This is a genomic window from Aquirufa originis (assembly GCF_042714495.1).
Lineage (GTDB): Bacteria > Bacteroidota > Bacteroidia > Cytophagales > Spirosomataceae > Aquirufa > Aquirufa originis.
This window is the reverse complement of sequence record NZ_JBBKXY010000003.1, coordinates 169,896-195,924: the sequence shown is the minus strand read 5'-3', so window position 1 is coordinate 195,924 and position 26,029 is coordinate 169,896. Positions and strand designations below refer to the sequence as shown.

Below are 26,029 nucleotides of genomic sequence, written 5' to 3'. Positions count from 1 at the left end.
CTTAAAAATAGATAGCTGGATAGGTCGACGGATCCGATTCCCGCATGATTTCGTAGACGGCATCCACGACATTTTCCGTGTTCGGTTTAGAGAAATAATCTCCATCCGAACTATAGGCAGGACGGTGAGCCGTTGCCGCGATACAAACGGCTGGACTTTCTAACCAGGTAAAGGCTCCTTGTTTATCTAAGACCTCCTGCATCATATAAGCAGATGCTCCACCCGGCATATCTTCATCTGCGAAAATCACGCGATGGGTCTTTTGAATCGAAGCTAAAATGCTGTGGTGTCTGTCAAATGGCAATAAAGTTTGGGCATCGATTACTTCCACGGAGATTCCTAATCCCGCTAAGGTCTCCGCCGCTTCCATCACAATTCGGCACATCGATCCATACGTTACTACCGTAATATCCGTACCCTCGCGCAATATTTCAGGAATGCCTAACGGCACCTCGATCTCAGTTAAATTCGACGGCATCGGTTCTTTCAAACGGTATCCGTTCAAGCATTCAATCACAATACCTGGATCATCGCCCTTTAAAAGGGTGCGGTACATCCCAGCTGCTTGCGTCATATTACGAGGCACACAGAAATGCACGCCGCGTAATCCGTTAATTAAAACGGCCATCGGACTTCCTGAATGCCAAATCCCCTCCAAACGATGCCCCCTCGTGCGAAGGATCATCGGGGCTTTTTGGCCTCCTGCTGTACGGTAATGTAAACAAGCCCAGTCATCTGATAATACAGGGAAGGGATAAAATATATAATCCAAATATTGAATCTCAACAATCGGGCGCAAGCCACGCATCGAAGCACCGATTCCCTGACCCACAATACTTACCTCGCGAATACCTGTATCAGTCACTTTCAGCGGGCCAAATTTATCTTGTAATCCGGCTAGGGTTTGGTTCACATCCCCTATTTTTCCCACGTCTTCTCCTAGGATAAATACGCGAGGATCTTCTAAAAACTGAGAAAATGCCTTATTTAAGATCTCTCTCCCGTCCACTAAAACGGGCTCTTTTTCATAAGTCGGCTTTATACCTTGAATTAACAAGGGAGACTCATCTGACTCACTCATTTGATGTGAGCTAAAACGTCTACGGTTTAATTTTTCAAGGTCATCTAACCATTTACGCAGTAATTTAACGGCAGGACCTTGGTAGAATCGGAAGGCACGTAAAGTCTTGCGACCAGCGCGCACTAAATCACTAAAAATAGGATAAGGGAGCGCGTTAAGCTCATCAATGATGGGCTGCAATAAACTAGGTTCATTCGTGGACTCTAATAGGTTCTTCGCGATGCGCAAGAAACCTTTTTTATCTACTTCAACTGAGGCCATATAGGCCGCAAAAGCTTCTTTCTGGTACTTGCGCGCTAAAACTGCTGCCTCCTCGTCAATCGCTTTTAAGGCGTCTTCTGAGGCGATATTTTGGTTTAATACCCATTGACGGAACAACACATTGCAATCTGCCTCTAATTCCCAAGCTAATCGTTCCGCTGACTTGTAACGTTCGTGTGATCCTGACGCAGAGTGGCCTTGCGGTTGCGTACATTCTACTACGTGCACTAGGCAAGGAACAAAGTCCTTGCGCGCTAGATCTGCCGCCTTTTGGTATGCCGCTACTAAACCGGGGTAATCCCAGGCTTTTACTTGTATAATTTCTAATCCTTTCTCCTGCTCATTACGCTGATAACCCGCTAGAGCCTTCGAAATAGACGATTTTGTCGTTTGAAACTCAATAGGAACCGAGATGCCATAGCCATCATCCCAAACCGAAAACACGATTGGAATCTGTAACACACCTGCGGCATTGATACACTCTAGAAACATTCCTTCAGACGTGGATGCATCCCCAATCGTAGTAAAACAAACTTCTTGACCTTGTTTAGAGAATAACGCCGCGTGCTGTTTTAAATCCGCCCTTTCACGGTACATTTTAGAGGCGTAGGCGATGCCTAAAGCACGTGGAATTTGACCAGCTGTGGACGAAATTCCGGCCACGGTATTGTATCGAGAGGTCTGATCTAGCCATTTACCGTCCTCATCTAACCAACGGGTGGCGTGGTGATTATTCATCTGACGTCCACCAGAATGGGGGTCAAATTGAATGTCCGGATGACCGTATAATTGGGCAAAATACTGTGGCCAAGTTAAATCCCCGATGGCCGCACCAATGGTTTGGTCCCGATAATAACCGGAGATATAGTCTCCTGGGCGCATAGAACGCGCTAAAGCAATTTGACACAACTCTTTACCATCCCCATAAATACCAAACTTCGCCCGGCCAGAAAACACCTCTTTACGTACCAAAAGACTACAAGCACGGCTGATAGCAGCCAGGCGATAGTCCTCGAGCACTGCAGCAGGATCGAAGGAAACGGTTGGATTAGAAAAAGTAAATGAATTCAAATGCTTGGTCTTAATAAACACGTAAAAATACAACAAAATCCTCGGCCTCCAAACAGAATCCGGACAAGAAACTTGTCGAAATCTTTTATTGTTTATAGATTTGAACTGTATATAAAACCAATGAAATTAGATATGAAAAAATTAATCGCCCTATTTGCGCTTGTTTTAGGCTTTGCCTTCACTTCGAACGCGCAAGGTGCTTTAAAATTCAAACAAGAAAAGCACGATTTCGGAACCATCACAGAGGGAACTATTGCTACGTATAGCTTTGAATTCACAAACACAGGAAAAACACCTGTTGTTATTTCTAACGTACAACCATCTTGCGGATGTACTACTCCAGATTGGACAAGAGAGCCAGTTATGCCAGGTAAAACAGGTAAAGTAACGGCTTCTTACAATTCAGCTGGTCGCCCAGGAAACTTCAATAAAACGGTAACCGTGATGAATAACGGCGAAGTTTCTCAAATCGTTTTAGCGATTCAAGGTAGCGTTGCTGCTAAGAAATAAGCTTTCTATCATTTACAAAAAAGCTCTCTGTTCATCGCAGAGAGCTTTTTTATTTAGTCGTGGTTCTTCAGACCTTCTGTTTCTCGCAGACCATTAATCCAGCCTGCAATCTTCAGTACATCCGCCTTAGGCACGTGACTCATCGGTGCCATTTCGGTGGCAAAGTCTGGCCAGTTTTGGGGATTAGGTTTGTAGACTAACTCCAAAATTTTCTGGTTCGAATAATTCCGCTTGGCGATTTCCGTAAAGGCAGGCCCTATCAATTTACTGTCTTTCGCGTGGCAAGCAGAGCACGTATGTTTCTTCAATAGACCCGCAATGCCTAATTCATAGCCCATTGAATTTTTAACGGTGCGAGTTGTCACTATCACTTTGATTTCCGCTTCAGGTGCCGCCGCCACTAAAGCTGGCCCCGCCGGAATCTCATTTAAGGTGTAATAAGCCGTCTCGTGCAATAAAGGCTCCCCTTTGTCATTCAAAACCCCTTTCAGCGTAAATTCATGAATGAAGAAGCGGCGAATACCGTCTATCGAAATGCGTACTTTCTTGCGATCTGCTGACACTTCTACCCCTTTGATTTTTAAGTCTTTCAACTCAATTATTGGGCTACCATATTGATGCTGGTATTTGTAGATATACGATCGAATCGCATAAGAAGCAGCTTTTTTCACTGAATTCACATCGACTGGCTGTGTAAAACTAAACTCAAAACCATCTGACTTGGCCTTGATCATATCGATTTCAAATGGCACATTACCGTTCCAAAACAAACGTTGCAAACCGAAATCATCCTTCCCTGTACTTCCCCAGCCACGAGATGTCATTCCCACGAACATGCTGCCATCTAGGCCAAAACGTTCGCGCAAAATACCCGACTGGAAGCCTTCCCGGTAATTGATGGCAAATCCTTGGTAAACACCGTTCACTTTCTCAAGACCCATCCGCATCACTTTGGATTGTCCTTGATCTGCCACGAAATACTGGCCAGGAAACGGACTAAATTTACCTTTTGTCGTGTCTTGTAAAACGTCTGAAGTGGAAATACCCATGATGGCGTGAGGAAACCAAACAGCGGGTAATTTGATCTTGGGATTTTTCTTAGCCGCTTCGAACATGGGTGAACCATTATCTTGAATCTCTTCTAAGCTAAGTTTCAAGGGGCTATTGGGTTCTTTCGCCCATTTAAGGCCGCCTGGATTCCCTGCAAAGTCACCCTTTGCTAAGTGCGTTACCCGACCAGAACCTACCCAATCTCCCTGGTTTTCGCCGTAGAATAAGTCTCCTTCATCATTAAAACTGTAACCCGCTGGAGAGCGTAAACCACCCGCAAATGGCTCTAATTTACCTTCAGGTGTGATTTTCACGAACCAGCCGCGCCATTTGGCAAACTTACCTTCGCCAAAACCTACCCACGCCAAATTCAAACTCACCCACATATCCCCATTCTTATCGATCACGGGACCGTAAGTGTATTCGTGGTAGTTTCCAGATAAATCAAATTGGTAGATCGGCTCATATAAATCCGCTACTCCATCGCGATCCGTATCCGAAATCTTTGTCAACTCACCGCGTTGCGAGCAATAAAATGCGCCATCCTTGTAAGCCAGGCCTAACACCTCGTGTAATCCGCTCGCGAAACGACGGTAATAGGTTTGATGACTTGTTTTTTGGTAGGGGTTTTCCACAATCCAAATCTCCCCTCTCCGCGTACTGACCGCCAAACGGCCATCTGGCATCGTTGCCAAGCCGCCCACCTCTAGATAGATCTCTTTCGGGATCGAAAGGGTCTTAATTTCGTAATAATCTTGCTCTTTTTTAGGAGCCGGTTTTGTTTGCGCAAACGCCCCTAGGGTCACTGCAAACAATAAAACAAAGGCTGTATATTTTTTCATCGTTACCAAATCAAGTCATAAGTGAATTGTGCTCCAGTAAAAGGCACACGAATCTCTTGCGCGCCGGAAGCTATTTTCAATAATTCAGCGGAGGCACCTTTCCATTCGATAAAGTTACCAGGCTGTGAAGCCAAACCATTTTGTAGGATAGACAAATGATGTCCAGTAGCTAATACAGCCTCCACATCGGTTTTTTGCGGACTTGCACCTACCAAGGTCAACGTACGCTTTAACCCATTTCCTGCTGGCTGAATGCGATCTTCCACCCGCAACTTCGCCGCCGTCCACTCATACATAAAAATGGGACGACCCGCCTCTAAACGATAGCCTTTATAAACTAAATCAGTTGAATCTGCTTGTGCTTGATGCGCTAAAGCTAAGGGGAATTTTCCGTCTTGAACTACGGTTAAACCTAAAGGCTCTGAAGTCTGAGGCTCGCCGCGGTTGTCCCACATTTGGGTAGCATCTAAGAATTTACCTCGCCAAACTTGAAGAATCGCTCCTTGTTTTAAGTCGTAGCTGTAATGCAATCCAGCAGGGTCACCTACGTGAATCACGTGTGTCTTTTTCTTTCCTTGATGAAAGGCAAATGAACGTTGCAATACCGGTTCTGCATTCGCCTTCACCTCGATAAGACCTACTGCATCTGGATCGAGTAGCGATGTTCTCTCGTGAAGGGAAACCAAACGAGAGCCAATGCGCTTCACGTTCAAACCTAAAGCCTTAGGTCCCCAAGGGAAATCTTTGATGTGAACTATTTCCAATTGATGTTTACCGGCTTTTAAGAATGTGGACGCCGGCACCATTTCGTTGAACCAATGTGCCCCCTTATTTAATACGACACCATCCACCTTCAATTCTCCAGAACCCGTCCAATAGGTCTGAAACTCGTAATTATCATCCTCCGGAATCGATAATTCTGCCTTGTAATGAATCAAATAATCATTGTTTACCGGAATGACACGGTAGGTCAAGGCAGGCAATTTACCTGAGGAAACTGGCTTAGTAGTAGGGACAATTGGGTCAGTAAATTTTCCTGTGTAATAGTCATAGGAGACCTCTCCTAAAGAAGCTGTAGGCTTTTCATAAGTCTCAAAACGCAGATTTCTAAACGCCACGGGACCATGATCGCCTTGGATTAAGATAGGACCAAAAGGCGCCTCCTTATCGAAAATCGCTCCGCGCGTCATCCCAGAAACTTCGATATTTTCCTGAACGACTAAACCGTTTAGGATCACTTTTTTAAAGATCGCATTCGCGATTTTTTTACCATTCGCATCAAAACGAGGGGCTTGAAAATCAATCTCTAAAGTCTGCCATAAGCCGGGAGCTTTACTCGCATTTTGGCGGGGAGCATAACCCTCGTAACCTTCTTTTCCTTTACCGCGCGAATCATCCCAACGTTCGTAAATACCTCCACAGTCATCGTATTTCACGGTTTTCTTTCCCCACGAATCGTACAATTGTACCTCGTAGCGACCTTGTAAATAAATGCCGGAATTCATTCCTCTAGGCAACATAAAGTCGACTAATAATCGGATGTCACCGTGCTGCATTTTGGACTTCAAATCATCCGTGCGATGGTATTTCCCGCCTCTCAACGTGTTAACCAAAACACCGCTACCAGGACTTACCTGAAATAGCGTATCCGAATACTTGGCAAAAACGGCCTGTTCAATCGTCCAGTTCTTACTAGGCTGGTCAAAAGCAGACAAATCTGTGAGGGGAATCGATTGCTGAGCCCAAACGCAAATGGGCGTGGCGAGCAGCAACGAAAAGAGGAATTTCTTCATGGTTAAAATGTAGGTTTGATCAAATCTACCGAAAATCATTTGGCCTTTTCATCGGCACATTCAGTACAGTGGTAGAAATTATAATGGAAATATAAGGAAGATTATCTTAATTTGAATTCGCTGATTATAAAAAGCACCCTAAAACCCATGATAAATAAGACGTCTACATTCAGGAACCTGTTATTGCACCTGTTTTTTTGGGCTTTCCTGATTGCACTACCTATACTTTTAGGGCCGAATACAAATTCAAATAACGCAGAAGAAATTCGCCGCTCCTATTTTTGGATCTTCTACATGACCAGCTTTACGGTTATCAATATCCCCTTTTTCTATTTAAACACCGAGATCTTACTCCCTAAGTTACTGAGGGCCAAAGGTGTCATTATCTACCTATTGACTCTTATTGGAGCCATTGTATTTATGCTTTGGATCCACGAAGAGGTATTTCATTGGTTTTACACCCATTTCATACATCCAGATAGTCAAGGCGGTGGTGGTGGACCTCGTAGAGGAGCCTTAATGCGTATGATCTTTCAATTGTTGTTCTACGCAGCCATTGGAACCTCCTATCGATTGATTTCGGACCGCATGAAAGAGGATGAGCAAGTCAAAGAACAAGAAAATGAGCGCTTGAAATCGGAGCTCTCCTTTTTACGCTCACAGATCAGCCCGCATTTCATGTTTAACGTATTGAATAGTGTGGTTTCGTTATCCCGAAGAAAACCCGAAATGGTGGAGCCCGTGGTGGTAAAATTATCGGAATTAATGCGCTACATGATTTATGAGACGAATGATTCCATCGTGCCCATCAGCAAGGAATTAGTGTATTTAGAAAGTTATATCGACTTACAGAAGATTCGTTTTGGGGATGATATACAAATTGATTTCAAGCATGCATTAGGGCCAAAATCAAGCCATATCGAGCCCATGTTATTGATTCCTTTCGTGGAAAATGCGTTCAAGCATGGGGTGGGGTTCATCGAAAATCCTACCATCGAGATTGAATTAAAAGATAGTGCAACGGAACTATATTTTAGAGTTGCCAATAAAAAAGGCACAACGATAAACGAAATTAAGGACGAAAGTTCTGGTATAGGTCTAGCGAATGTAAAACGTCGTTTGGAGCTATTATATCCTACAAATCACCAGTTAGACGTTAATGATTTCGGATCAGAATTTATCATCACACTCACCATTCAACACGTATAACATGTCAGAAGAAAATCTAGTGGAAATCCCGGGTACGATTTTGAAGTGCTTGGCGGTAGATGATGAGAGTTTGGCTTTGGACTTAGTCGAAGATAATATCTCCAAAGTTCCCTTTTTGCAACTCGTGAAGCGTTGCCGAAACGCGATGGAGGCCGTGGAATACTTAGAGAATAATCCAGTGGATTTGTTATTTCTGGACATACAAATGCCCGGAATGACCGGCCTACAGTTTCTAGAGAGCTTGACCACAAAACCCATGGTCATCTTTGTGACCGCCTACCAACAATATGCCTTAGATGGATTCAATTTAGATGTGATCGATTACGTACTAAAACCGATCAATTTTGAGCGTTTTTTAAAGGCCAGCCACAAGGCCCTAGACTATCACAAGAGCAAGCTAGTGCTAAATAAACCGGCAGAAGCTCCTAAATTAGAGTTCATTTTCATTCATGCGGATTACTCGTTGATGAAGATTATGCTCGAAGACATTCTCTACATCGAGGGTTTAAAAGACTACATTAAAATCCACCTAAGAACCCAAAAATTCCCAGTCGTTTGTCGCATGACGATGAAGTCCATCGAGGAAAAATTACCATCAACTGATTTCATTCGGGTACACAAATCGTTCATCGTTTCACTCAGTAAGATGGAGTCTATTCGCAGCCAAAAAATCAAAATAGGCGAGAATCATATTCCGATTAGCGAAAGTTATTCTGAGCATTTTTACCAAATCATCGGCTATCAAAAGCAATAAATTGTAACTTTGAGAATTGACCGAACATTCACGCATGTCCATTCTTAAAAAATTAGCTGGCGAAACCCTTTCCTATGGATTCAGTACGATCCTAGGGCGTTCCCTGAATTTTTTATTGGTTTTCATCCATACCGCCGCCTTTATGCCGGCTGCCTTGGGTGTTAATGTCAAACTCTATGGTTACGTAGCTATCGCCAATATCATCTACACTTACGGAATGGAAACGGCTTATTTTCGCTATGCGAAAGAGGCGCCAGAACGCTACTATAATATCATTTTAACGGCCATCATCCTGACATCTGGCCTATTTACTGTGGGATTATTTGTCTTTGCAGATCCTTTGATGGCGCAACTCGGGTACGAAGGTAAAGGTCAATTCATGCGCTGGCTTGCCTTGATTTTAGCTATTGATGCCGTAACAGCGATCCCTTTCGCGCGTTTAAGACTGGAACGTAAAATTCAATTATTTGTCAAGGCAAAAATCGTTTCCATCCTGATTAACGTGGGGTTAAATCTCTTCTTTTTGGCTCTGTTAAAACCCATGCATGAAGGACATTGGGGACCTGCTTTTTTACAGAATCTCTATCTCCCTAGCATCGGAGCTGGCTATATTTTTCTGGCTAATTTGCTCGCAAACGCTAGTCTCTTTTATTGGTTACGCTCCTCTTTTGCGGATTTCAAATGGACTTGGGATGGCGCCGAAATGAAGAAATTGTGGGTTTACTCCTACCCCATCATGTTCATGAGTTTAGCAGCCATGTTCAATTTAATGTTTGACCGCTTGCTACTTGAAGAGTTTCTACCAGCGGGATTTTATCCAGGCAGAAGTTCGGAAGACGCCTTAGGGATTTACGGTAATTGCTACAAGCTTTCTGTATTTATGAGTTTAGCGATCCAAGCTTTTAAGTACGCGGCAGAGCCTTTCTTTTTAGGTTCGAAGTCTGCGGAAAATTCACAATCCAATTTAGCCCTGGTGAGCCATTGGTTTGTCATTGTTTGCTTGATTTTGTGGGTGGGTGTGAGCTCGAATTTATTCTGGATTCAGGGACTATTTTTGCGTCAATCCATCTATTGGGAGGGCATTGGGGTGGTGCCTGTTCTCTTGTTAGCGAACTTGTTTTTAGGAGTGTATTACACGCAGTCAGTTTGGTTTAAAAAGACGAACAAAACCTATATGGGAACAGTGATTACGGTGACTGGCCTGGCTGTTACTTTGATTGGGAATGTCATTTTTATCCCTATCTATGGCTATATGGCTTGCGCCTATTCTTTCTTGACTTCAGCGATTGTGATGACATTATTGTGTTATGTAGGGGGCCAAAAATACGATCCCGCACCCTACCGCTGGATGGCAGCCATCGTTTACATCTGTTTAGGTGTTGTAGCGATTCAAGCTGGGTCAATCCTAGCGAGCCTACAAATTCCGATGATCATCAGTCAGAACATCGGATTTATTTGTATTTTGGCCTATATTTTAATCAAAGAATTCTCCTGGAAAAACGGAAAACCTAGCTTAGCCCTGAAATGAAAAGTGAATTAAAAATGCAATACCTGAACCTCAAGCTGAAGATCAGCGGGATGGTAGCGCGTTTACACGAATTTCAAGGCACATTGGTCCAAAAACAGGCTGAACTGGAAGATCTACAACAAAAGCTAGCTGTAAAATCTGAGGAACTCGCGAAAACCCAAAGACGGCTAAAAGAATTGGAGAAAAACTTTAAAAAATCAGATAATTTCGCTAAAATTGTAGCTAGTACAGATAACACAGCAGTTCCCACCGCTGAGTTGAAACAAAAGTTAGAAGAATATATTACAAAAATAGATCATTGCATTGACCAATTACGCAATCCATGAATCCTAAAATCCCTTGTAATCTACTGGTAGGCATACAAAGTGTTGCCTTAAGGGTTAGTCCGGGCGAGGAGGCTTACGTAAGAAATGCAGCATCATTAGTGAACAAACTGGTTCGTTATTACGAACAAGAAACAAATAGTTCAGATCCCGCAGCCGTGATGGCGATGGTGGCACTCGATTTAGCCATGTGTGGTTTGAAATTTGACGCAGAACACAATTCACTCCAAGACGATGTTTTGGAAGAAAACAATGAATTGTTATCACTTGCGGCTGAGTTCACAGTATAATTTTCCTTTTATTTCGATTTTTCCGGGGACTACTGTATAAACACACATTCGTTCTATATGTCCACTATATTAACTTTTATTCTCCCTCTTATCGCTGCGGCCGGAGGGTTATTTGCCGGAAAAGTATTCTACTCGAAAGTAAATAAAAACATCGAAGGGGATGCGCAACGCAAAGCGGAAGACATCCTAAAAAATGCAGAACTCTCTGCAGAAAACATCAAAAAAGACCGTATGCTTGAAGCGAAGGAAAACTTCCTACGTCTTCGTGCTGAATTCGAAGAAGAGTCTCAAAACAAAAAGGGAATTCTTTTAGAGAACGAACAAAAACTACGCGAAAAAGAGCGCGTATTAGCACAACAGGCTGAGCAACAACGCACGGCAGAACAAGAATTACATTCCGCAAAACAGAGCGTACAGGCTAAGGAAGAAAACTTCCGCAAGAAGCTGGAAGAGGTGGAGAAGAAACGCGAGGAAGCAGAAGCGATGCTGGCGAATCAAATCAGCCAATTAGAGAAAATTGCAGGTCTTTCTGCTGACGAAGCTCGTCAACAAATTATGGATGCCTTGAAGGCTGAGGCAGAATCGAAAGCAAGTTCTTTAGTGAAACAAGCGATCGAAGAAGCTAAATTGACGGCTACGAAAGAAGCGAAGAAAGTCGTGATCGAAACAATTCAACGTACGGCAGCTGAAAATGCGATTGAAAACTGCGTATCTGTTTTCAACATCGAATCTGATGATATCAAAGGTAAAATCATTGGTCGCGAAGGTCGTAACATTCGGGCACTTGAAGCTGCGACAGGTGTGGAATTCATCGTAGATGATACACCAGAGGCTATTATCATTTCAGGTTTTGATCCCGTACGTCGTGAGATTGCCCGTTTATCTTTGCACCGTTTGGTACAAGATGGCCGTATTCACCCAGCTCGTATTGAAGAGGTCGTGAATAAGACTCGTAAGAACATCGACGATGAGATCATCGAAATTGGTGAGAAGACCGTAATTGATTTAGGTATTCACGGATTACACCCAGAATTAATTAAGATGGTGGGACGTATGCGTTTCCGTTCATCTTATGGCCAAAACCTATTGCAACACTCGCGCGAAGTCGCAAAACTTTGTGCAACGATGGCAGCTGAATTAGGATTGAATGCAAAACTAGCGAAGCGTGCAGGTCTATTGCACGATATTGGTAAAGTCTGGCATGAAGAGCCAGAACTTCCTCACGCATTACTAGGGATGGAACTGGCTCAGAAATACAAAGAGCATCCAGAGGTATGTAATGCGATTGGAGCTCACCACGATGAGTGTGAAATGACTTCCATGATCTCTCCTATCATTCAGGTGTGTGATGCGATTTCAGGTTCACGTCCAGGTGCGCGTCGCGAGATGATGGAGTCGTACATGAAACGTCTTCGTGATTTAGAAACATTAGCGACCTCATTCGATGGTGTTCAGAAGTGCTATGCGATCCAAGCGGGTCGTGAGCTTCGTATCATGGTCGATTCAGAGAATGTAAGCGATGAAAAAGCGTCTAACTTATCATTTGATATTTCTCAAAAAATCGAGAAAGAGATGCAGTATCCTGGTCAAATTAAAGTAACGGTGATTCGCGAAATGCGCGCCGTGAACTTTGCAAAATAGGATCGAAATCGAGTATATTTATGGCGCCACCCGCAGGGTGGCGCCATTTTTTTTACACTACAATGCTAGAAATAAAATCTCCCCAAACCGACTCGGACTGGAAAGCCTACTACGCCTTGCGTTTTAACGTATTAAGAGAACCTTGGAGTCAACCGCTTGGCTCTGAAGTGTTGGCAGATGAAGGCCAAGCCATTCATGCCATCGCAGTGGAAGGCACAAAGGTATTAGGCGTAGCGCGTATGCATGAGTCCGCTGAAAAGCAAGGACAGGTGCGTTGTGTCGCAACAGCAACTGAAGCTCAAGGAAAGGGAATTGGTAAAGCGATTATGGCTTACTTGGAAGAGAAAGCGATCCAAAAAGGCTGGACTGAAATAGTCTTAGAAGCAAGGGAAAATGCGGTGCCCTTTTATGAGGCAATTGGCTATACTATTGTCGCCGAATCCTATCTATTGTTCGGCGAAATCCAACATTACCGAATGCAGAAAAGCCTATAAAAAAAGCGCTACCTCTTTCGAAATAGCGCTTCATTTATGTTTGTAAAAACTAGTGCTTATGCTCTAGGCCTTGTGCACTTGGAATCTGGTTAAATTCAATCCCTGATTTACGTGCATCTTTGAATGCTTCTTTCGGCTTGATACTCAAGATTTGGAATAATTCCGCATCTGATTTCGTATCCGGGTTAGGCGTAGTTAATAAAACATCACCAGAAAAGATCGAATTTGCCCCTGCCATGAAACAGAAAGCCTGGCCCTCGTAGTTTAATTCTAAACGACCGGCAGATAAACGAACCGCGGACTTGGGCATCATAATTCTAGCTGTGGCGATAACCCGTACTAGATCCCAAACAGAGGCTGTCTTTTGATTCTCAAAAGGTGTTCCCTCAACTGGTACCAGATTGTTCACTGGAACAGATTCTGGATGTTCTGGCAAATTCGCTAACGTCAAAAGCATTCCAATGCGATCTCCAGCACTTTCGCCCATTCCGATGATACCACCTGAACAAACAGATAACTTCGCTTTACGTACGTTCCCTAGCGTCTCTAAACGATCATCGTAGGTACGCGTTGAAATAACATCGTCGTAATATTCTTCACTCGTATCGATGTTGTGGTTGTAGGCATAAAGACCCGCATCCTTTAATTTCTGCGCTTGCTCTTCAGATAACATGCCTAACGTACAGCAAACTTCCATACCTAGTGAGTTCACTCCCTTTACCATGTCTAACACACGGTCAAAGTCCTTGTTATCACGCACCTCGCGCCAAGCCGCTCCCATACAGAAACGAGAACTACCACTATCTTTCGCACGATTAGCTGCCTGAATGACCTCCTCGTAAGGAAGCAACTTCTGAACCTTCACATTCGTGTGGTAACGAGCTGCCTGCGAGCAATAAGAACAATCCTCTGGACAACCACCCGTTTTGATGGAAAGCAACGTAGAGATTTGAACCTCATTCGGGTCAAAATTCTCGCGATGCACCGTCGCAGCTTGATAGACCAAATCCAAAAAGGGTTGGTTGTATATTTTTTCTACCTCTTCTCGAGTCCAATTATTACGTACCATATAAGCTTTATTTCTATTCAAATTCCATTAAATAAGGCATCATTGCTAAGAAGCCTTCTCTCTTTTTCCAACGGTTCACCTCTAAAACAGACGAAGCCCAAGGAATATTTTTAGCTAGTAAACGCTCTGAAAGCGATGTTTCAGACGTCGCTGAATTCAACAACTCGTCTACGAATGATTTCGCCTTCGGATAAACCGAAACCTTGTAAGTACCCGGCTTTAATTTCACCTTAGCAGCCGCAATTTCAATTGCCTTATCTAAACCACCTAATTCATCCACTAAGCCAATCTGCTTCGCTTGTGCACCTGTCCAAACACGTCCACCAGCTAACGATTGCAAACGCTGCAATGTCATCTTACGGCCTGCAGCTGCTTTGGTAGTAAAGGACAGATAGCCCTTGTTCACCGAATTCTGAACGACTGATTTTTGGAAATCCGTCAATGCCCCAGCCGAATTCATAAAATTCGAATTCGCATGCGTATTTACGTGATCTTGTGTGATACCCAAGGTATTTTTTAAGAAGTTGTCCACGTTAAACCAAGCGGCAAAGATTCCAATTGAACCTGTAATCGTCGTTGGTTGTGCCACAATCACATCCGTTCCCATCGCCATATAATAACCACCTGAAGCTGCATAGTTCGACATAGACGAGATAATCGGCTTTACCTTCTTGGTCAATTCAATCTCGCGCCACATGATATCGGAAGCTAAAGAGGATCCACCCGGAGAATCAATACGAAGCACAATCGCTTTCACTGATTTACTCTCGCGTAATTTCTTCAATTCCTTTACGAAATCATCGGAACCAATATTTCCCTCACTTGCTCTCGTTCCAGAAATCTCACCCTCTGCCACTAATACGGCAATGCGATCCTTTCCTTCTACTTCATCAATTGGATTTTTTGCCTTCAAATAATTATTTATCGACACATAAATCACTTTCTCTTTCTCACCCGAAGCTTTCTTCATTAAAGCCTCAAACTCATCCCAATACCCTTGCTTCACCATTCCTAATTTCTCTGCATTAGAAGGTTCAAAAGCCTGTAAACTATCGGCAATTTGATCTAATTTACGAACCGGAATATTTTTAGAACGCGCAATTTTATCAAACACATACGTGTTAATCGATTGTAAGAAAGAGGACGTCTGGGCCTTGTTTTCTTCGCTCATATCTTCGCGAATAAATGGCTCAACGGCTGACTTATAGGTACCTACTCGGAACACCAAAGGTTCAATTTCTAATTTGTCTAAAGCTTTCTTGTAGAACGTATATTGAACGCTAATACCATTGAAATCCAATAAACCATTCGGATTCAAATACGTCTTATCCGCCACAGAAGAAATGTAATACCCTTTTTCTGTATACGAATTGGCATAGGCATAAACGAATTTGCCCGACTTTTGGAACTTCTGAATCGCCTCGCGAATTTCTGATAATTGCGCATATCCAGCGATCGGAAAACTAGCATCTAAATAGATCCCCTTGATTTTGGGATCGACTTTGGCCCGCTCTAAAGCAGACAAAACCTGAATTAATCCCAAATTCTCCGGCGGAGCAAAATACAAATCTGTTAAAGCCGCGAAGGGATTATCTTCCGTCGTTGCGTTTTCAACGATAGGGCGATTTAAATCTAATTTCAAGACGGAATTATCTTTCAAATCATAGACCTCATCGGAACTACCCATGGCAGCACCTACGCCTGCCAAAAGCAATAAGGAGACGATCGCAAAAAGGAAAAGTCCAACGACTGTCGCTAACGAATATTTGACAAATTGCCACATAGCATTACATGTTAAGGTTTTCTAACCAAAGTTTTTACGGTAATCCTCACGTGCCTGGCGAATCACTTCGAACGCCACCTCGCGACCATAAATATCATCAATATCTACCGCATTGGAGGTAGTTTCTCCTGGCAACATTTTGTACGTCCAGAAATAATGTCTCAAGCGCTCCACGATATCTTTAGGCGCATCCGCAATGTCTTTCCATTTGCCATAAATCGGATCATCCTTTAATACCGCAATGATTTTATCATCCGCCTCACCCTTATCAATCATGCGAATTCCACCAATCGGAATCGCTTGACACAAAATATCTCCATGCGTAATCGCACGCTCAGAAAGCACTAAAATATCCAATGGATCACCATCCCCTCTTTCAATATCCTTACCAGAATACTTACGAGCTAATTCCGCGATACCATCTGAACAGTATGTTTGTGGCAAAAAGCCATATAAAGCAGGCACAATATTCGAAAATTTCTGCGGACGGTCAATCTTCAAATATCCCGTTTGCTTGTCAATCTCGTATTTAACAGTGTCCGTAGGAACAATTTCAATAAACGCGGTCACTAATTCAGGCATTTGGTCACCTATTTGAACGCCATGCCAAGGATGTGCCTTAAAGAAGTTTCTATTCATAATCTTTTTATTAAATCTAACTTAGGTTAAAAATCCCTGCAAATTACGAAAAACAAAGGATAAATTCTGCTAAATTTGTTGTTTGCATTGCGCTAATAGACATGATTTATCCAATTATACCCTACGGGGACCCTGTTTTAAGAAAAGTCGCATCCCCTATTGAATTAGGGAGCATCGATTTAATCAAATTATCGGAAGATATGTTTGAGACCATGTATGCGGCCAGCGGCGTTGGTTTAGCTGCGCCTCAGATCGGAATGGACATTCGCTTGTTTGTGGTAGACGGCCGTCCCATGAACGAGGGAGAAAAGGACGAGGACGTAGATGAGTCTTTAATCGGCTTTAAGAAGGTGTTTGTGAATCCGACTATTTTGGACGAAACAGGCGACGAATGGGGATTCGAGGAAGGATGTCTTTCGATCCCAGGTATTCGCGGCGAGGTGTATCGCCCAGAATACGTAAAAATTCACTACTGGACAGAGCAAGGCGAAGAAAGAACGGATGTATTCGAAAGCTTAGCTGCTCGCATTATCCAACATGAATACGATCATATCGAAGGAATTTTATTCACAGATCATTTGAATCCAGTGAAAAAACGCCTCATCAAAAATAAGTTAAGTGATATCACGCGAGGAAAAGTTTCCGTGGATTACAAAATGAAGCTTACTCGTTAATTAGACAGATGAAAATTTCCCTTAATTGGTTACGCGATTTTATTGATATTTCGAAGCTTCCTGCCCAAGGTAGCCCCGAAGAATTAGACGTTTTATTAACTAACACTGGACTGGAAGTGGAAGGCATTGAGCCGCACGATAAGGTTCCGGGTGGATTGAAAGGGTTCGTTGTGGGTGAAATTTTGACCTGCGAAAAATTCGAAGTAAAAGAGAAGACCTTGAGCCTGACGACGGTAGACGCAGGTTTAGATGAAATCTTAACGATTGTATGTGGAGCTGCGAATGTAGCAGCAGGCCAAAAAGTGATCGTCGCCACTCCTGGCACCCAATTATACGATAAAGAGGGCAAAGAATTATTCAAAATCGAGAAGCGCAAAGTCTACGGACAGCCTTCCGAGGGAATGATTTGTGCAGAAGATGAAATCGGCTTAGGAACATCACACGATGGGATATTAGTATTAGACACTCAGGTGCCTAACGGAACCCCAGCAGCTTCATTTTTTGACATCGCAGGAGATTTAGTACTAGAAATCGGATTAACACCAAACCGCGCAGACGCTGCCTCTCACTGGGGTGTAGCACGCGATATTCGTGCTGTAACGGGTCTTCCCATTCAATTGCCATCGCCAGCCTTAGTGATCGAAAGTAACGCGCATCCCATTGCGGTTGAGGTAAAAGACTCCGGTTGTGATCGCTTCTGCGGCATCTCGATGGATGGCATTCAAGTAGCGCCTTCGCCAGCATGGTTACAGGAACGTTTAACAGCCATCGGATTGCGTCCCATCAATAACGTGGTCGATATCACCAATTTCATCTGCCACGGATTAGGCCAACCGATGCACGCCTACGATTGGAATGAAATCAAAGGGGGTAAATTAATCGTCGATACTTTAGCAGCTGGTACCGTATTCAAAACCTTGGACGGCGTTGAACGTAAATTAACCGGCGAGGAATTAATGATCTGCGACGCATCAGGCGCTATCGGCATGGCCGGTGTAATGGGCGGAGAAGACTCAGGCATTAAAGACAGCACCACGCGTGTATTTTTAGAAGTCGCTCACTTCAAGCCGGAGCGCATTCGTAAGGCAAGCCAAATCCACGGACTTAAAACCGATGCTTCGTTCCGTTTCGAGCGTGGCACGGATATTCAGGCGAAATTATTCGCTTTGGAATACGCAGCCCAATTAATTCAAGAGTTAGCTGGCGGAAAAATCACCTCTGAGCCGATTGATTATTACCCAACCCAGGTTGAATTAGTTCGCATTCCTGTCAGCGTTCGCCGCGTGCAACAATACATCGGTATTGAATTAGCGGCTGAAAGAATCAAGGAAATTTTGACGCTTTTAGATTTTAAAATCGAGGCAGATAAAGGTGACGAATTCGTTGCGATCTCCCCTGCTTACCGCGTCGATGTGACCAGAGAAGCAGATATTATCGAAGAAATCTTGCGTATCCACGGTTTGGATAACATCCCGTTATCAGATCATTTAAGCGCGAATTTTATCTCGGAATTCCCTTTATTAGACAAAGAACGCGTGCAGTTGAATATCTCACAGATTTTGACGGCCAAAGGTTTCCAAGAAATCATCACCAATTCATTGACGAAAGCCGATGCGCACTCTGCCATCGCGAAAGATTTACAATTCGAAACGGTGGAAATTCTAAATCGTCTTTCTGAAGATTTAGGCGTGATGAGACAGCACATGTCTTTCGCCGGATTAGAGGTATTAGCACACAATATTAACCGCCGTCAAAAAGATTTGAAAGTCTTTGAATTTGGCAAAACCTACCATAAAAAAGGCGCTAAATACATCGAGAAGAAACATTTAGCTTTATTTACGACGGGGTTATGGGCCGGAGAAACCTGGTCAAGCGCGCCTACTAAAACCGCGTTACACCACTTATACCAAGTCAGTATCGAGCTAATGCGCTCACTTGGGGTAACCGAATTTGAGACAGATACGATCGAAAATTCAAGTGTTTTTGCCTTTGGGTTGCGCATTTCCATCAACAAGAAAGCTTGCTTGGAAGTAGGGATGATTCACCCGAATTTAGCCAGTAAATGGGAGGTAAAACAAGACGTATTCTTCGCTGATTTCGACTGGGATTACTGGGTGAAGCAAGAAAAGGCAGACTTCGTCTACCAGGAGATTTCTAAATTCCCTGAGGTTCGTCGTGACTTATCACTTGTCGTTGACAAAACGGTTAGCTACCAAGCGATTCGCAAACTTGCGGAGCAATACGAGAAGAATTTACTGAAAAACGTATCGATATTCGACGTCTACGAGGGCAAAAACTTAGGCGAAGGCAAGAAGGCTTATTCTGTAAGCTTTACGCTACAGGATGAATCTCAAACCTTAACAGATAAGGTAATTGAGTCCACCATGGATCGCTTAATGAAAGGATTCGAGAAGGAAATAGGAGCGCTAATTCGAAAATAATTAGCGCTTGAACATGCCTCCTAAATTAGGCATCTTCATCTTTCCATCTTGAACCTTGTTCATCATCTTCATCATTTTGCGCATGTCTTCGAACTGTTTCAACAGGTTATTCACCTCTTGAATCGATGTTCCAGACCCAGCTACAATCCGATTCTTGCGCGATGGGTTCAAAATATCTGGATTCTGACGCTCCTTCGGAGTCATCGAACTGATGATCGCTTCAATAGGCTTGAAGGAATCGTTGGAAATATCTACATCCTTCACGGCCTGACTCATTCCCGGCACCATTCCCATCAAATCCTTGATGTTACCCATCTTCTTGATTTGTTGTAGTTGCGCGTAGAAATCCTCAAACGTAAAGTTGTTTTGGCGTATTTTCTTATTTAAACGAGCCGCTTCATCTTCGTCAAAAGCCTGCTGCGCACGCTCCACTAAAGACAACACGTCTCCCATTCCAAGGATACGGTTTGCCATACGATCAGGATAGAACTGATCCAAGGCTTCCATTTTCTCCCCTGTAGAAATGAATTTGATTGGTTTATCTACAATTTGACGGATAGAAAGGGCCGCACCACCGCGAGAATCCCCATCCAATTTCGTTAAGACAACGCCATCAAAATTTAATCGATCATTAAAGGTCTTTGCCGTATTCACCGCATCTTGACCAGTCATGGAATCCACGACGAACAAAATCTCAGTCGGTTTAATCGCCTCCTTCACGGCTGCAATCTCATTCATCATCACCTCATCCACCGCTAAACGACCCGCTGTATCGACAATGACTACTTTTTTACCCATTTTACGGGCATAAGACAACGCGTTCTCCGCGATGCTAACGGCATTCTTATTTTCAGGCTCAGCGTACACTTCCACCCCTACTTGCTCTCCCAATACTTTCAATTGGTCAATCGCCGCTGGACGGTAAATATCACAAGCTACTAATAGCACATTGCGCCCCCCTTTTTTAATGTATTGAGCTAATTTACCCGAGAAAGTCGTCTTACCAGAACCTTGTAAACCCGCGATTAAAACGACCGATGGATCGCCTTTTAAGTTAATATCCTGCTTTTGACCACCCATTAACTGGGTTAACTCTTCGTGAACGATTTTAATCAATAATTGACCAGGCTCGACGGAGATCAAGATTTTTTGGCCCATTGCCTGGTCCTTAATGCGATCAGTAATCTCTTTTGCCACCTTATAGTTAACGTCCGCGTCCATTAAGGCACGGCGAATTTCCTTTACCGTAGCGGCAACGTTAATATCTGTAATTCTGCCATTCCCCTTCAGGGTACGCATAGCAGTGGTCAACTTCGAACTTAAATTCTCAAACATAGTATCTAAAAAAAGGACTGCAATTTACGCTTTTTCAGGCAAATTTTAATCAAATAATGAGCTTGAACTTTCCGTGCTTATTTGGCAAGAAAAAATATCCACTATTTTAACAAAAATACCCCAAAATAATGGAGGAAAAAAGATTTAGTCTTTACCTTTGCAAGATTAACACAACCTATCAAAATTTTGATATAACAAAAATGGAAAAAATTAAAGTTGCCAACCCAGTCGTTGAATTAGACGGCGACGAAATGACTCGAATTATCTGGAAATTCATCAAGGATAAATTAATCTTACCTTATTTAGATCTAGACATTAAGTACTATGATTTAGGTGTAGAATACCGCGACGAGACGAATGACCAAGTAACTATCGAAGCAGCTGAGGCAATCAAAAAATACGGTGTAGGTATCAAATGTGCTACCATCACTCCTGATGAGGCTCGTGTAACGGAATTCGATTTGAAACAAATGTGGAAATCTCCTAACGGAACGATCCGTAACATCCTAGATGGTACTGTTTTCCGTGAGCCAATCGTTTGTGCAAACGTTCCTCGTTTAGTCCCTAACTGGACTGCTCCGATCATGATCGGTCGTCATGCGTTTGGTGATCAATACCGCGCAACTGACTTCGTCACCAAAGGAAAAGGTAAATTAACCGTTACATTCCAACCAGAAGATGGTGGTGCAGCTCAAACGTTCGAAGTATACAACTTCAAAGGCGATGGCGTTGCGATGACCATGTATAACACAGACGAATCAATCAAAGGTTTTGCGCACTCATGTTTCAACATGGCATTAAGCAAAGGATGGCCTTTATACTTATCGACTAAGAACACGATCTTGAAGAAATACGATGGTCGTTTCAAAGATATCTTCGAAGAGATCTACCAAGCAGATTACAAAGCAAAATTCGAAGCAGCGGGCATCGTGTATGAGCACCGTTTGATCGATGACATGGTTGCTTCTGCATTAAAGTGGAATGGTAACTTCGTTTGGGCTTGTAAAAACTACGATGGAGACGTTCAGTCTGATACCGTTGCTCAAGGTTTCGGTTCATTAGGCTTAATGACGTCTGTATTGATTACTCCAGACGGAAAAGTAATGGAAGCGGAAGCGGCTCACGGAACGGTGACTCGTCACTACCGCGATCACCAAGCTGGAAAGCCTACTTCTACGAATCCAATCGCGTCTATCTTCGCTTGGACTCGTGGTTTAGAGTTCCGTGGTAAATTAGATAACAATGCGGCTTTGATTAATTTCTGCCAAACATTGGAAAAAGTATGTGTAGCTACTGTAGAGTCAGGTAAAATGACCAAAGACTTAGCCGTTTGTATCCATGGTAATAAAGTTACTCACGGAGAGCACTACTTATACACAGAAGAGTTCTTAGAGGCTTTAGATACGAATTTGAAGGCTGCGTTAGCGTAAGTCGCCGCAAGCGGCTTAGTCGCGACTACGTCGCTTAGTCGTTGCTTCGCAACTTAGTCAAAGAGTCCGGAGGCTGGCTTCGCCAAGTCTGAAGGAAAAGAGTCCGGAGGGGAAGAAATCCCTCTTCGGATTTTTTTTGCTGACACATTCGACTAAGTCCGCAGGACGACTAAACGACATCGCTGCGCAGCAGTGCCGACTAATTCCCTGCGGACTCTCCTCCTCCGGACTCCGGACTAATTCCCTGCGGACTATTTTTTTATTTTAAGCCCTGGCTTAAAATAAAAAAATCGCGCCGATTGCTCAGCGCGATTCCTTCTTATCGTTTTGTTTCAAATACTATTCTGAAACCACAGAGAAAGCAATCTTGTGTTTTACTTCTTTGTGTAAGTCAAGCGTAGCAGCATAATCGCCGGTTGTCTTCACTTCTGTATCGAATGAAATCTTCTTACGATCGATATCGAAACCTTTTTCTTTCAACATCTCTGAAATTTGAAGGCTAGTCACACGACCAAAGATTTTTCCGCTATCACCTGTCTTTGCAGGAATAGTTAATGTCATTTCACCGATAGCTGTAGCTAAATCGAATGCATCTTGACGAACTTTCTCCACTTTGTGAGCAGCTTGCTTGATGTTTTCCGCTACAACCTTGCGGTTAGACGGAGTCGCCATGATAGCGAAACCTTGTGGAATTAAGTAATTACGACCGTAACCAGCTTTCACTGCAACGATATCGTTTTTGTAACCTAATCCAGCAATATCTGTTTTTAATATAATTTCCATCTTATGTTTACAATCAAATGTTTATTGGATAAGGTACTATTTTAAACCGTCAGCCACGTAAGGCATCAAAGCCAAGTGACGAGCACGCTTGATAGCTTGTGCCACACGACGTTGGAATTTCAAAGAAGTTCCAGTGATACGACGAGGTAAGATTTTACCTTGCTCGTTCACTAACTTCAATAAATAATCAGGGTTTTTGAAATCGATGTATTGAATACCAGATTTCTTGAAACGGCAATACTTTTTGCGGTTTCCGTTCTTATCTACAGGTTCGTTAACTAGTGTCATATTATGCTTCTGTTTTTTCTGGTTTTCTACCTACTAATCCTTTTCTCTTTTTTTCGTTATAAGCTAATGCGTGCTTATCTACCGCTAGGGTTAAGAAACGAATCACACGCTCATCACGCTTGTATTCTAATTCTAATTTAGCGACTAAAGTAGGAGCTGCTGCAAATTCGAAAATTTGATAGTATCCAGTGTGCTTGTTCTGAATCGGGTAAGCTAACTTACGTAAGCCCCAAGCGTCTTCATGAACGATTTGCGCACCGTTTTCTACCAACAGATTCTTGAATTTCTCAACAGTGTCCTTTGTCTGTTGTTCAGACAAAACGGGAGTTAAAATGAACACCGTCTCATAGTTTTTTAATTCCATAAAAAAATTGTTGTTTAAAAACTGGTAAAAATTTGGACTGCAAAGGTACGAATATTCCTTCACAATCAAAACGTTAACAACAAAATTTTAGGATTAGCGAACTTCGAAGGTTCCCAAACCGATCAGATAGCCCTCCGCATAAAGCTCAATTTCGTGCTTTCCTGCTTTGAAACCATTCGGTCTAGAATAGATGAATTCCACCGATTGGTGGTTATTTTCATAGAAAATACGCTGGCGACTGGTGAATGTTAATTCACGTCCTTTAAAGTCAAAGGTGCCTGAGCCTAGATTGTAATCAGAAATGGTCGTTCCGGTAGGTTCAATGATACGCAGGAACACCGTTTTGATCTCTTTATTCGCTAAGGTATTTTCTTGCAAATGGAACATCACGCGGATTTTATCAACTTTACGCGCCTTCTGGTTATTCACCGAAGACTCTTTACCGCGCGAAGAAATCGCATAAACGTTCACCCCTTCTGCACGCAAGGCAGCGGCAGCGCTTACCTTTTCGGTTAATTCCTTATTTCTAATTTCCAACACACGTGACTTCTCACTTAGTTCTCTTTCTTTTAGGCCAAAAGTCTTACTCGAATCCTCTAGTGCCTTTTGGATATTCACTAAACCCACTTTTAGAATTTGGGCTTCGCGGCTTAGGGAATCGTTGCGCAGAATTAATACGACGTTTTCCTTCTTCAATTTTTTGATTTCCGCATCCTTTTGACCCAAAAGGTGCAAATAGTAACTTAGTTTCTTTTGGAATTCGGCTGGATCGATGTCGCTTAAATGCTTTTGATCGCCTAGGATTTGAGCTTTGGCCTTTTCTAACTCATTGACTTTACCGCCTAATTTTTTAATTTGGACTAAACGCAAATTCAACTGTTCTGCTACCGAATCCAGCTTCACCTGTGCATTTTCCACAAATTCCGCTTGAGAAGGTTGCGTAAATCGATCCAGCAAACCAAATTTATCCACTAGGATATAGGCCAGCAATAAAAAAACCAACAGCGTTAACCAGGTCACGCGACTCTTCAAACTACTTTCGTTTCCCCTCGAATTATCCGATTCCATTTATTTGCTTTATTTGATCTTTTACTCCTGAATCAAAAATAATAAATTAATTTTAATATTATTTTTTAGTCCAAACAAAATTTAGCCTTAACGCCCTATGGCCATCGCAGAACAAATTTCCTTGATTAACAAGCAATTAAACGACAGCACTGCTCGACTTATTGTAGTCACAAAGACGAGAAGCATCGAGGAGCTGCAAGAAACGTATGCGGCGGGAGCGATTGAATTTGGAGAAAACCGCGTGCAAGAGATGGTCGAAAAGCAGGCGGTGTTGCCTGAGGACATTCTTTGGCATCAAATCGGACACTTACAGACGAACAAAGTCAAATACATTGCGCCCTTCGTGCACCTGATTCATTCTGTGGATTCGCTGAATTTATTGAAGGAGATCAATAAGCAAGGGGCGAAAAATAACCGCGTCATCCACTGTTTGTTGCAGATTTTCATTGCGACGGAGGAAAGTAAGTTTGGTTTGGATTTTAAGGAAGCCGAGGCCCTTTTAGCAGATGCCTCATTTGCAGAGATGAAACACATCCGCATCGTGGGTTTAATGGGAATGGCGAGTTTCACGGCAGATGAGGATCAGATTCGACGCGAATTCAAGAGCCTGGCGGATTTTTTCCAGCAGCTCAAAAACAACAAAACCGGCGTTTCGACCGGTCTTGTAGAATGGACTGAATTGTCCATGGGTATGTCTGGTGATTACTTGATTGCCGCTGAACTAGGAGCTACCTTAGTTCGAGTGGGATCAGCAATCTTCGGTCCTCGTCACTAACGCGTTAAGGACATAATCTCAAATTCCAATTTTCCAGCCGGGGCAGTGATTTCTGCTAAATCCCCTACTTTCTTGCCTAATAAACCTTTTCCGAAAGGAGACGAAACCGAGATTTTTCCCGCTTTCAAGTCTGCCTCTTCCTCCGATACAATCGTATAGGTTACGGTCATTCCAGTTTTAGTGTTCTTAATCTGAACAATGGAATAGATTGAAACAACCGATAGATCAATTGTCGATTCGTCCAAAACACGCGCAATTGAAATGATTTCCTCCATTTTAGAGATCTTCAATTCCAATAAGCCTTGTGCATCTTTCGCCGCATCATACTCTGCGTTCTCACTTAAATCGCCTTTATCGCGCGCCTCTGCGATTTGTTTGGCCATATCTGAACGACCTGTAATCTTCAAATAATGTAATTCCGCTTTTAATTTATCTAGCGCCTCTGCCGTGTAATATTGAAACTTTGCCATACTCTTTTTAGGGTTTTACCTCCGTGCTTAAAAACAAAATAGAACGGCCTCCGACCGTTCTAC

24 protein-coding genes are annotated in these 26,029 nt (G+C 43.0%); 12 read left to right on the top strand and 12 right to left on the bottom strand.

What is annotated here, in order from left to right; genetic code table 11:
- Position 1: 1 nt before the first annotated feature.
- Positions 2 to 2,413, bottom strand: coding sequence for an alpha-ketoacid dehydrogenase subunit alpha/beta (locus SKC35_RS09255; protein ID WP_377979106.1), 2,412 nt, complete (start codon positions 2,411 to 2,413; stop codon positions 2 to 4).
- Positions 2,414 to 2,545: 132 nt separating this feature from the next.
- Between SKC35_RS09255 and SKC35_RS09250 the strand changes: the two genes are divergently transcribed.
- A complete protein-coding gene (locus tag SKC35_RS09250) occupies positions 2,546 to 2,923 on the top strand; it encodes a DUF1573 domain-containing protein (RefSeq protein ID WP_377979105.1) in 378 nt (125 codons plus the stop codon).
- Positions 2,924 to 2,976: 53 nt separating this feature from the next.
- Here SKC35_RS09250 and SKC35_RS09245 read toward each other — a convergent pair whose 3' ends face one another.
- Complete coding sequence (locus SKC35_RS09245) at positions 2,977 to 4,815, bottom strand: hypothetical protein (protein WP_377979104.1); 1,839 nt, start codon at positions 4,813 to 4,815, stop codon at positions 2,977 to 2,979.
- A 2-nt stretch (positions 4,816 to 4,817) separates the two neighbouring features.
- Positions 4,818 to 6,608: a 3-keto-alpha-glucoside-1,2-lyase-like domain-containing protein gene (locus SKC35_RS09240; protein ID WP_377979103.1), complete on the bottom strand. Its 1,791-nt coding sequence runs from the start codon at positions 6,606 to 6,608 to the stop codon at positions 4,818 to 4,820.
- A gap of 147 nt (positions 6,609 to 6,755) precedes the next feature.
- Here SKC35_RS09240 and SKC35_RS09235 point away from each other — a divergent pair, with 147 nt between their 5' ends.
- From SKC35_RS09235 to SKC35_RS09205, 7 genes are all read left to right on the top strand, one after another.
- The gene (locus tag SKC35_RS09235; protein WP_377979102.1) at positions 6,756 to 7,817 is read left to right on the top strand and encodes a sensor histidine kinase; all 1,062 of its coding nucleotides are present in this window, start codon (positions 6,756 to 6,758) and stop codon (positions 7,815 to 7,817) included.
- A gap of 1 nt (position 7,818) precedes the next feature.
- Positions 7,819 to 8,571, top strand: a complete 753-nt coding sequence (locus SKC35_RS09230) for a LytR/AlgR family response regulator transcription factor (protein WP_377979101.1) — start codon at positions 7,819 to 7,821, stop codon at positions 8,569 to 8,571.
- A gap of 34 nt (positions 8,572 to 8,605) precedes the next feature.
- The gene (locus tag SKC35_RS09225; RefSeq protein WP_377979100.1) at positions 8,606 to 10,099 is read left to right on the top strand and encodes a lipopolysaccharide biosynthesis protein; all 1,494 of its coding nucleotides are present in this window, start codon (positions 8,606 to 8,608) and stop codon (positions 10,097 to 10,099) included.
- Entirely contained in the window at positions 10,096 to 10,425 is a 330-nt protein-coding gene (locus SKC35_RS09220) for a ubiquitin family protein (RefSeq protein ID WP_377979099.1), read from the top strand. Before SKC35_RS09225 ends, SKC35_RS09220 begins: the two co-directional genes overlap by 4 nt.
- Positions 10,422 to 10,712: a cell division protein ZapA gene (locus SKC35_RS09215; protein WP_377979098.1), complete on the top strand. Its 291-nt coding sequence runs from the start codon at positions 10,422 to 10,424 to the stop codon at positions 10,710 to 10,712. Before SKC35_RS09220 ends, SKC35_RS09215 begins: the two co-directional genes overlap by 4 nt.
- A gap of 57 nt (positions 10,713 to 10,769) precedes the next feature.
- Entirely contained in the window at positions 10,770 to 12,353 is a 1,584-nt protein-coding gene (gene rny / locus SKC35_RS09210) for a ribonuclease Y (RefSeq protein ID WP_377979097.1), read from the top strand.
- 62 nt (positions 12,354 to 12,415) lie between these two features.
- The gene (locus SKC35_RS09205) at positions 12,416 to 12,847 is read left to right on the top strand and encodes a GNAT family N-acetyltransferase (protein WP_377979096.1); all 432 of its coding nucleotides are present in this window, start codon (positions 12,416 to 12,418) and stop codon (positions 12,845 to 12,847) included.
- A gap of 49 nt (positions 12,848 to 12,896) precedes the next feature.
- Here SKC35_RS09205 and bioB read toward each other — a convergent pair whose 3' ends face one another.
- From bioB to SKC35_RS09190, 3 genes are read right to left on the bottom strand one after another with little or no spacing between them, the layout of a single operon-like run.
- Positions 12,897 to 13,916: a biotin synthase BioB gene (gene bioB, locus SKC35_RS09200; protein WP_223131123.1), complete on the bottom strand. Its 1,020-nt coding sequence runs from the start codon at positions 13,914 to 13,916 to the stop codon at positions 12,897 to 12,899.
- A 13-nt stretch (positions 13,917 to 13,929) separates the two neighbouring features.
- Positions 13,930 to 15,699 (bottom strand): signal peptide peptidase SppA, encoded by a 1,770-nt coding sequence (gene sppA / locus SKC35_RS09195; protein WP_377979095.1) that lies wholly within the window; start codon positions 15,697 to 15,699, stop codon positions 13,930 to 13,932.
- A 21-nt stretch (positions 15,700 to 15,720) separates the two neighbouring features.
- Entirely contained in the window at positions 15,721 to 16,338 is a 618-nt protein-coding gene (locus SKC35_RS09190) for an inorganic pyrophosphatase (RefSeq protein ID WP_223131121.1), read from the bottom strand.
- Positions 16,339 to 16,439: 101 nt separating this feature from the next.
- On the opposite strand from SKC35_RS09190, the gene def reads away from it, so the two are divergent.
- Complete coding sequence (gene def, locus SKC35_RS09185) at positions 16,440 to 17,012, top strand: peptide deformylase (RefSeq protein WP_377979094.1); 573 nt, start codon at positions 16,440 to 16,442, stop codon at positions 17,010 to 17,012.
- Positions 17,013 to 17,020: 8 nt separating this feature from the next.
- Positions 17,021 to 19,453, top strand: coding sequence for a phenylalanine--tRNA ligase subunit beta (gene pheT / locus SKC35_RS09180; protein WP_377979093.1), 2,433 nt, complete (start codon positions 17,021 to 17,023; stop codon positions 19,451 to 19,453).
- Here the strand turns inward: pheT and ffh are convergent, their stop codons facing one another.
- Complete coding sequence (gene ffh, locus SKC35_RS09175; protein ID WP_377979092.1) at positions 19,454 to 20,788, bottom strand: signal recognition particle protein; 1,335 nt, start codon at positions 20,786 to 20,788, stop codon at positions 19,454 to 19,456.
- Between the two features lie 200 nt (positions 20,789 to 20,988).
- On the opposite strand from ffh, the gene SKC35_RS09170 reads away from it, so the two are divergent.
- On the top strand, positions 20,989 to 22,218 hold the full coding sequence (locus tag SKC35_RS09170) for an isocitrate dehydrogenase (NADP(+)) (protein ID WP_130922799.1): 1,230 nt from the start codon (positions 20,989 to 20,991) through the stop codon (positions 22,216 to 22,218).
- Between the two features lie 339 nt (positions 22,219 to 22,557).
- On the opposite strand, the gene rplI is transcribed toward SKC35_RS09170, so the two are convergent.
- The 4 genes from rplI to SKC35_RS09150 form a co-directional block, all read right to left on the bottom strand.
- The gene (rplI, locus tag SKC35_RS09165) at positions 22,558 to 23,001 is read right to left on the bottom strand and encodes a 50S ribosomal protein L9 (protein ID WP_130894913.1); all 444 of its coding nucleotides are present in this window, start codon (positions 22,999 to 23,001) and stop codon (positions 22,558 to 22,560) included.
- Between the two features lie 36 nt (positions 23,002 to 23,037).
- A complete protein-coding gene (gene rpsR / locus SKC35_RS09160; RefSeq protein WP_130894912.1) occupies positions 23,038 to 23,289 on the bottom strand; it encodes a 30S ribosomal protein S18 in 252 nt (83 codons plus the stop codon).
- Position 23,290: 1 nt separating this feature from the next.
- Positions 23,291 to 23,653: a 30S ribosomal protein S6 gene (gene rpsF, locus SKC35_RS09155; RefSeq protein WP_130894911.1), complete on the bottom strand. Its 363-nt coding sequence runs from the start codon at positions 23,651 to 23,653 to the stop codon at positions 23,291 to 23,293.
- A 93-nt stretch (positions 23,654 to 23,746) separates the two neighbouring features.
- Positions 23,747 to 24,721, bottom strand: coding sequence for a hypothetical protein (locus tag SKC35_RS09150; protein WP_377979091.1), 975 nt, complete (start codon positions 24,719 to 24,721; stop codon positions 23,747 to 23,749).
- A gap of 97 nt (positions 24,722 to 24,818) precedes the next feature.
- Between SKC35_RS09150 and SKC35_RS09145 the strand changes: the two genes are divergently transcribed.
- Positions 24,819 to 25,496: a YggS family pyridoxal phosphate-dependent enzyme gene (locus SKC35_RS09145; RefSeq protein ID WP_130922797.1), complete on the top strand. Its 678-nt coding sequence runs from the start codon at positions 24,819 to 24,821 to the stop codon at positions 25,494 to 25,496.
- On the opposite strand, the gene greA is transcribed toward SKC35_RS09145, so the two are convergent.
- Complete coding sequence (greA, locus tag SKC35_RS09140; RefSeq protein ID WP_377979090.1) at positions 25,493 to 25,966, bottom strand: transcription elongation factor GreA; 474 nt, start codon at positions 25,964 to 25,966, stop codon at positions 25,493 to 25,495. The two genes, SKC35_RS09145 and greA, sit on opposite strands and share 4 nt — an antisense overlap.
- Positions 25,967 to 26,029 lie beyond the last annotated feature (63 nt).